Source organism: Agromyces sp. P1_H4 (assembly GCF_056405255.1).
Genome location: NZ_JBFUCL010000208.1, coordinates 1 through 6,765, shown reverse-complemented (window position 1 = coordinate 6,765; position 6,765 = coordinate 1). Strand labels below are relative to the sequence as shown.

The window sequence follows — 6,765 nt, the reverse complement described above, 5'->3', positions numbered from 1 at the left end:
AGTCGCAGGTGCAGCGGCGCATCCCCCTCGGCGACCGCGAGACCGACGCCGTGGCTGCACCGATCCGCACCGGCGGCCGGGCGGTGGGCGCGATCGTCGCGTTCGGGGCGCCAGTGCGGGCCGGCCTCGTGCGAGCCACCGGGGAGGTCGCCGACTGGGTGGCCGCCCAGGTCGAGTTGGGTGAGCTGGATGCCTCGCGCGCGGCGCTCGCCGAGGCGGAGGTGCGGGCCCTGCGGGCCCAGATCAGCCCGCACTTCATCTACAACTCGCTGAACGCCATCGCGTCGTTCATCAACACCGACCCGGCGCAGGCCCGTGAGCTCGTGCTCGAGTTCGCCGACTTCACGCGCTACTCGTTCCGCCGCCACGGCGACTTCACGACCGTGGCCGAGGAGCTCCGCTCGATCGACAGCTACCTCCGGCTCGAGCGGGCCCGCTTCGGCGACCGGCTGCGGGTGACGCTGCAGATCGCGCCGGAGGTGCTGTCGACCGTGGTGCCGTTCCTGTCCATCCAGCCGCTCGTCGAGAACGCGGTGCGGCACGGCCTCGAGTCGAAGGAGGGCGGCGGGCGCATCACCATCACCGCGTCCGACCTGGGTGCGTTCGCCGAGATCAGCGTGGAGGACGACGGGGTCGGCATCGACCCCGAACGGCTCGAGACGGTGCTCGCGGGCGGCGCCCCGGGCGAGCACGTGGGCCTGCGCAACGTCGACGCGCGGCTCCGTCAGGTCTACGGCGAGGAGCACGGGCTCGTCGTCGAGACGAACGTGGGCGCCGGGACGCTCGTGCGGATGCGGGTGCCGAAGTCGCAGCCCGGCCGCGTCGCGGCATCCGCGGACGCTTCGCGCAGTCCCGGTGCCAACCGAACCCCCGGTGGAAGACTGGAACGATGACGATCTCCGTGCTCATCGCCGACGACGAGCAGCCCGCGATCGACGAGCTGGCGTTCCTGCTCGGACAGGACCCGCGCATCGGGGTCATCCACCAGGCCGCCTCGGGCGCCGAGGCCATCCGCCTGCTCACGCGGGAGCCGGTCGACGCCGCGTTCCTCGACATCCACATGCCCGGCCTCAACGGGTTCGACCTGGCGCGGGCGATGCAGCGCTTCGAGCGGCGGCCCGCCCTCGTGTTCGTCACCGCCGACGAGGAGGGTGCGCTCGAGGCATTCGACCTCGCCGCCGTCGACTACCTGCTGAAGCCCGTGCGCACCGAGCGCCTGCACCGCTCGGTGACCCGCATCGTCGAGGCGCTCAAGGCCTCGGCGGCCGCGCACGCCGGCGCCGCGGCATCCGAGGCGCAGCCCGAGATGATCGCGGTCACCCTGGGCGGCACGACGCRCATGATTCGCCGCGACGAAGTGCGCTACGTGCAGGCGCAGGGCGACTACGCGCGGCTRCACACCGAGGAGGCCAGCTACCTCGTGCGCGTGCCGATGTCCGACCTCGAGCGGCAGTGGAGCGACGCCTTCGTGCGGGTGCACCGCTCGTACCTCGTGGCGATCCCGCACCTCACGCGCATCCGGCTCGGCGGCGACCACCCGAGCGTCACGGTCGGCGCGGCCGAGCTGCCCGTGAGCCGCCGCCTGCTGCCCGCCCTGCGCGAGCGGCTCGACTCGGCGACCATCCGGCCACGGTCATGAGCGACGAGGGCCGAGCGGATGCCGCGGGGCCGGCGCGTCCTCCCGGTTCCACGGATGCCGCGAGGCCGCCCGCCCGCGTGCGCGTGACCGCACCCCACCCCGGTTCGCCCGGGGCATCCGCTCGCCCGCACCACCAGGCCGGACGCGAGGCGCCCACGAGCGACATCGCGGGGGTGTACGTGCGGTCGTTGATCCGGTCGCAACTGCGGCTCGGCATCGTGTTCGCCGTCGGCTTCGCGGTCGCGACGGCGTTGTTCGTGTTCGCCATCGCGCTCGTGCCGCAGCTCGACACCACGTTCGTGATCGGCGTGCCGCTGTCGTGGCTGCTCCTCGGGGCCGGCGTGTACCCCCTCGCGATCACCGTGGGCGCCCTCTACGTGCGCGCCGCCTCGCGCAACGAGGCTCGCTACCGCTCGCTCGTGGAGGAGGAGTGAACCCGGCGATCGGCTACACGGCGATCATCGTGGTGGCCCTCGCGTCGGCGCTGATCGGGTTCTACGGGCTGCGCGTCTCGCGCACGACGAGCGACTTCTACGTCGCCAGCCGTACCGTGCGGCCGTGGTGGAACGCGTCGGCGATCGGCGGCGAGTACCTGTCGGCGGCGTCGTTCCTCGGCATCGCCGGCCTCATCCTGCTGACCGGGTCGGCGGCGCTGTGGTTCCCGATCGGGTACACGGCCGGCTACCTGATGCTCCTGCTGTTCGTGGCGGCGCCGCTGCGCCGATCGGGCGCCTACACGATCCCCGACTTCACCGAGGCGCGGCTCGAGTCCACCGCGGCGCGGCGCGTGACGAGCCTGCTCGTGATCGTCATCGGGTGGTTCTACATCGTGCCGCAGCTGCAAGGCGCCGCCCTGACGGTGCGGATCACGACGGGACTGCCGGCGTGGGCGGGGTCGCTCGCGGTGGCCGTCATCGTGGCGGTCGTCGTGGCGGCGGGCGGCATGCGGTCGATCACGTTCGTGCAGGCGTTCCAGTTCTGGCTGAAGCTCACCGCGCTCGCCGTGCCGGTGTTCGTGGTGCTGCTCGTCGTGAACGGCGGGGAGCCGCCCGCGCAGCTCACCCCGGCCGAGGCGTTCCCGGCGTCGGCCGGACCGGGCGACCTCGACGGGTACCGCACGGTGTCGCTCATGGTGGCGTTGCTCTTCGGCACCCTCGGGCTCCCCCACGTGCTCGTGCGCTTCTACACGAACCCCGACGGCGTCGCCGCGCGGCGCACCACCGTGATCGTGCTCGTGCTGCTCTCGGTGTTCTACCTGTTCCCGACGGCGTTCGGATTCCTCGGGCGGGCGTTCGCGCCCGACCTGGCCGCGCCCGGGGAGTCCGACGCGCTCATCCTGCTCCTCCCCGACCGCCTGGTGCCCGGGCCGGTCGGCCAGCTGCTCACCGCACTCGTGATCGCCGGGGCCTTCGCGGCATTCCTCTCGACGTCGTCGGGCCTCGTGGTGTCGCTCGCCGGCGTGATCAGCCAGGACCTCCTCGGCGGCAGCGTGCGCGGCTTCCGCATCGCCGCGGTGATCTCCACGTTCGTGCCGCTCGTCGTCGCCCTCGCCACCGAGTCGACGGGCCTCGCCGGCAGCGTCGGGCTCGTGTTCGCGTTCACCGCGTCGACGCTCGCACCCATGCTCATCCTCGGCATCTGGTGGCGCGGGCTCACCGCCCGGGGCGCCGTCGCGGGCATGCTCACGGGCGCGGCGCTTGCGGGGGCGGCGATCCTCGGCGGCTCCGCGCTCGCGACGTGGGCGCCCGGCATCCGCCCGTTCCTCGAACAGCCCGCCGCCTGGACGGTGCCGCTCGCGGTGCTCGTCACCGTGCTCGTGTCACGCACAGACCGGCGGGGCGCGCCCCGCGGTGCGGACGCATTCCTCACCCGGCTGCACGTCCCCGAGGCGGCGCGGCACCACGGCGCGGCCTGATCCCCGCCCCGCCCCGCCCCGCCACGCCACGCCGTCAGCGGTCGCCGAGCGGTCACGATCGGTGGCTCGCAGATGCCGCGTGGCGACCGATCGTGACCGGTCGCGGACCCGGCAGCCGCGTGTCGGGCGACCGGGCCGGCCGCACTAGGCTTGCCCGGTGCTCCTGCCCGTCGCCGTCTCGGTGCTCGTGGGTGCGTTCGCCCAGCGCGTCACCGGCATGGGGTTCGCCCTCATCGCCGCGCCCGCCCTCGTGGTGCTCCTCGGGCCGTTCGACGGGGTGATCATCGTCAACGCCTGCGCCGTGCTGTCGTCGCTCCTCATCCTGCCGCGGGTCTGGCGGCACATCGACTGGCCGCGGTTCCGCTGGCTGGTCGTGCCCGCCGTCGCGGGCACGGTCGTCGGAGCCCTCGTCGCCGCGCGGCTGCAGGGGCCGGTGCTTCAACTCGGCATCGGCATCCTGGTGATCGTGGCGCTCACCGTCTCGCTGGCCGTGACCCGCACCGAGCACGTCGCCACGGGGCGGACGCCCGCGATCGTCGCGGGTGCGACATCCGGATTCATGAACGCCGCCGCCGGCGTGGGTGGGCCTGCCCTGAGCGTCTATGCCGTCGCGACGAGGTGGCCGCAGGCGGGCTTCGCCGCGACCGCGCAACCGTACTTCGTGGTCATCGGCCTCAGCTCGCTCGTCGGCAAGCTCGCCGCGTCGGGCTGGGCGATGCCCGAGGTCGACCCGGGTGTCTGGCCGGTCTCGATCGCAGCGCTGCTCGTGGGGCTCGCGCTCGGCGAGCTGCTCCACGCGCGCATCGGGCACCGTGCCGCCCGCGCCGGCGTCATCGCGATCGCCTACCTGGGCGGTGTGGTCGCCATCGTCGACGGCGCGATCAACCTCGCGGGCTGACCTCGAGCAGCACGGGCTCGCCGCCGCGGGCGTCCAGTCGGGCCTCGAGCCCCGCACGCACCGCCGGCCACTCGTCGACGATGATCGAGAAGATCGCCGAGTCCCGCCAGGTGCCGTCGGCCCGGGGCTTGTGCCGGCGGGCGAGCCCCTCGAACTGCGCGCCGAGCTTGAGGATGGCCGCCCGGGAACGCGCGTTGCGCGAATCGGCCTGGAGCTTCACCCGGCCGAAGCCGTGGTCGAACGCGAGCCCGAGCAGCAGCAGCTTCGCCTCGGGATTCACGGCGGTGCGCCAGACCCTCGGGTCGTAGCCGGTCCAGCCGATGTGCGCCGACTCGTTCGGCAGGTCGAGGTCGCCCAGCTTCGTGGCGCCGACCACGGTGCCATGGTCGGGTCCCCCCTCGAGGCGCACGGTGAACGGGAGGGCGTCGGGAGCGGGTGCGTAGGAGCGGAGCGCGAACGCCTCGAATGCGGCGAGGTCGGCCGGCTGCCCGGCCGGTCCGCCACCGAACCCACCGGCGAACACCTCGGGGCGTCCCAGCGCGCGATACAGCTCGGGGATGTCGTCGGTCGAGAACGGCGTGAGGCGGATGAATCGGCCGACGAGCGGCTCGGCGGCAGGGCGGCGCGCGGTCATGTCGTGCCTCAGTCGAGCAGGTCGTGCAGCTGCACGATCTCCTCGCGGCCGGGGCCGACGCCGATCGCCGAGATGCGGGACCCGCTCATGGCCTCGAGCTCGCGCACGTAGGCCTGCGCATTCGCGGGCAGCTCCTCGAACGACCGTGCACCCGAGATGTCCTCCTGCCAACCGGGGAACTCCTCGTAGACGGGAGTGGCGTGGTGGAAGTCGGACTGCGACACCGGCACCTCGTCGACGCGCTGGCCGTCGACCTCGTAGGCCACCGCGACCGGGATGCGCTCGAGGCCGGTGAGCACGTCGAGCTTCGTGAGCACGAAGTCGGTGACGCCGTTGACCCGCGACGCGTAGCGGGCGATGGGCGCGTCGTACCAGCCGGTGCGGCGGCGACGCCCCGTGGTGGTGCCGAACTCGTGGCCCTTCTCGCTGAGGAACTCGCCCCACTCGTCGAAGAGCTCGGTCGGGAACGGGCCGGCGCCGACGCGGGTGGTGTAGGCCTTCACGACCGCGATGACCCGGTCGATGCGGTTCGGCGCGATGCCCGAGCCGGTGACCGCGCCGCCGCTCGTGGCGTTCGACGACGTGACGAACGGGTACGTGCCGTGGTCGACGTCGAGCATGGTGGCCTGACCGCCCTCGAAGAGCACGGTCTCGCCGCGCTCGAGCGCCTGGTGCAGCAGCAGCGACGTGTCGGTGACCATCGGCCGCAATCGCTCGACGTAGCCGAGCAGGTCGTCGACCACCTCGTCGACGCCGATGGCACGCCGGTTGTAGACCTTCACGAGCAGGTGGTTCTTCTGGTCGAGGGCGCCCTCGACCTTCTGCCGCAGGATGTTCTCGTCGAAGAGGTCCTGCATGCGCAGGCCGACGCGGTTGATCTTGTCGGCGTAGGCCGGGCCGATGCCACGACCGGTCGTTCCGATCTGCCGGCTGCCGAGGAAGCGCTCGGTGACCTTGTCGAGCGTGCGGTGGTACTGGGTGATGAGGTGCGCGTTCGCCGAGACGCGGAGCTTCGAGACATCCACCCCGCGGCTCTCGAGCCCCTCGAGCTCCTCGAACAGCACCTCGATGTCGACGACGACGCCGTTCGCGATCACCGGGACGACGCCGGGCGTGAGGATGCCCGACGGCAGCAGGTGCAGGGCGTACTTCTCGTCGCCGACGACGACCGTGTGCCCGGCGTTGTTGCCGCCGTTGAACTTCACGACGTAGTCGAGGCGCGACCCCAGGAGGTCGGTCGCCTTGCCCTTGCCCTCGTCACCCCACTGCGCTCCGATGAGTACGGCTGCGGGCATGTCAGTCCTCTCCTGCCGCGTCGACGGCGGTGGGTTCGGCGAGCGGCTCGCCGGCGTGGGCATCGAATCCGGTGGCCGGCTCGAAGCGGCCGGCGGATGCCACGATCGGCATCATCTGGGTCGGGGTGAACTCCGACGCGATCCGCGCGGGCGCGGAGGCGTCGGCGGCGGCCAGTTCGTCGGCGAGACGCGCGGCGTGCCCCTCGAGCCCCAGGTGCTCGGCGGCGCGTCGCTGCGCATCGAGCGCCCTGAGGTAGGCGCGGTTCGGCTCGTCGGACCACGGCACGGCGTCGCCCGGCTGCCAGCCGGCGGCCGTGAGCTGCTCGCGGGCGAGGTCGACGGCGACGGCCGCGTACGCGAACGCGTCGATGGCATGGCCTTCGG

8 protein-coding genes are annotated in these 6,765 nt (G+C 72.8%); 5 read left to right on the top strand and 3 right to left on the bottom strand.

What is annotated here, in order from left to right; genetic code table 11:
- The 5 genes from AC1DY2_RS12830 to AC1DY2_RS12810 form a co-directional block, all read left to right on the top strand.
- Positions 1-893, top strand: an 893-nt coding sequence (locus AC1DY2_RS12830) for a sensor histidine kinase (protein WP_476762780.1), incomplete at its 5' end; no start/stop codon positions are given.
- Positions 890-1,639, top strand: coding sequence for a LytR/AlgR family response regulator transcription factor (locus tag AC1DY2_RS12825; RefSeq protein WP_476762779.1), 750 nt, complete (start codon positions 890-892; stop codon positions 1,637-1,639). The genes AC1DY2_RS12830 and AC1DY2_RS12825, both read left to right, overlap by 4 nt.
- Complete coding sequence (locus AC1DY2_RS12820) at positions 1,636-2,073, top strand: DUF485 domain-containing protein (RefSeq protein ID WP_476762778.1); 438 nt, start codon at positions 1,636-1,638, stop codon at positions 2,071-2,073. The genes AC1DY2_RS12825 and AC1DY2_RS12820 overlap by 4 nt, the downstream gene beginning before the upstream one ends.
- Complete coding sequence (locus tag AC1DY2_RS12815) at positions 2,070-3,554, top strand: sodium/solute symporter (RefSeq protein ID WP_476762777.1); 1,485 nt, start codon at positions 2,070-2,072, stop codon at positions 3,552-3,554. Before AC1DY2_RS12820 ends, AC1DY2_RS12815 begins: the two co-directional genes overlap by 4 nt.
- A gap of 157 nt (positions 3,555-3,711) precedes the next feature.
- On the top strand, positions 3,712-4,452 hold the full coding sequence (locus AC1DY2_RS12810; RefSeq protein ID WP_476762776.1) for a sulfite exporter TauE/SafE family protein: 741 nt from the start codon (positions 3,712-3,714) through the stop codon (positions 4,450-4,452).
- Here AC1DY2_RS12810 and AC1DY2_RS12805 read toward each other — a convergent pair.
- From AC1DY2_RS12805 to AC1DY2_RS12795, 3 genes are all read right to left on the bottom strand, one after another.
- Positions 4,436-5,086 carry a GNAT family N-acetyltransferase gene (locus AC1DY2_RS12805; RefSeq protein ID WP_476762775.1) on the bottom strand — a complete coding sequence of 217 codons (651 nt, stop codon included), beginning with the start codon at positions 5,084-5,086 and terminating at the stop codon, positions 4,436-4,438. The two genes, AC1DY2_RS12810 and AC1DY2_RS12805, sit on opposite strands and share 17 nt — an antisense overlap.
- 8 nt (positions 5,087-5,094) lie before the next feature.
- Positions 5,095-6,381, bottom strand: a complete 1,287-nt coding sequence (locus AC1DY2_RS12800; RefSeq protein ID WP_476762774.1) for an adenylosuccinate synthase — start codon at positions 6,379-6,381, stop codon at positions 5,095-5,097.
- Position 6,382: 1 nt separating this feature from the next.
- The coding region (locus AC1DY2_RS12795; protein ID WP_476762773.1) for a DUF3151 family protein at positions 6,383-6,765 on the bottom strand (383 nt) is incomplete at its 5' end.

Bases quoted from the DNA above. Each gene is read 5' to 3' on its own strand.
- AC1DY2_RS12820 (WP_476762778.1), top strand. From the start codon at position 1,636: ATGAGCGACGAGGGCCGAGCGGATGCCGCGGGGCCGGCGCGTCCTCCC.
- AC1DY2_RS12805 (WP_476762775.1), bottom strand. From the start codon at position 5,086: ATGACCGCGCGCCGCCCTGCCGCCGAGCCGCTCGTCGGCCGATTCATC.
- AC1DY2_RS12800 (WP_476762774.1), bottom strand. From the start codon at position 6,381: ATGCCCGCAGCCGTACTCATCGGAGCGCAGTGGGGTGACGAGGGCAAG.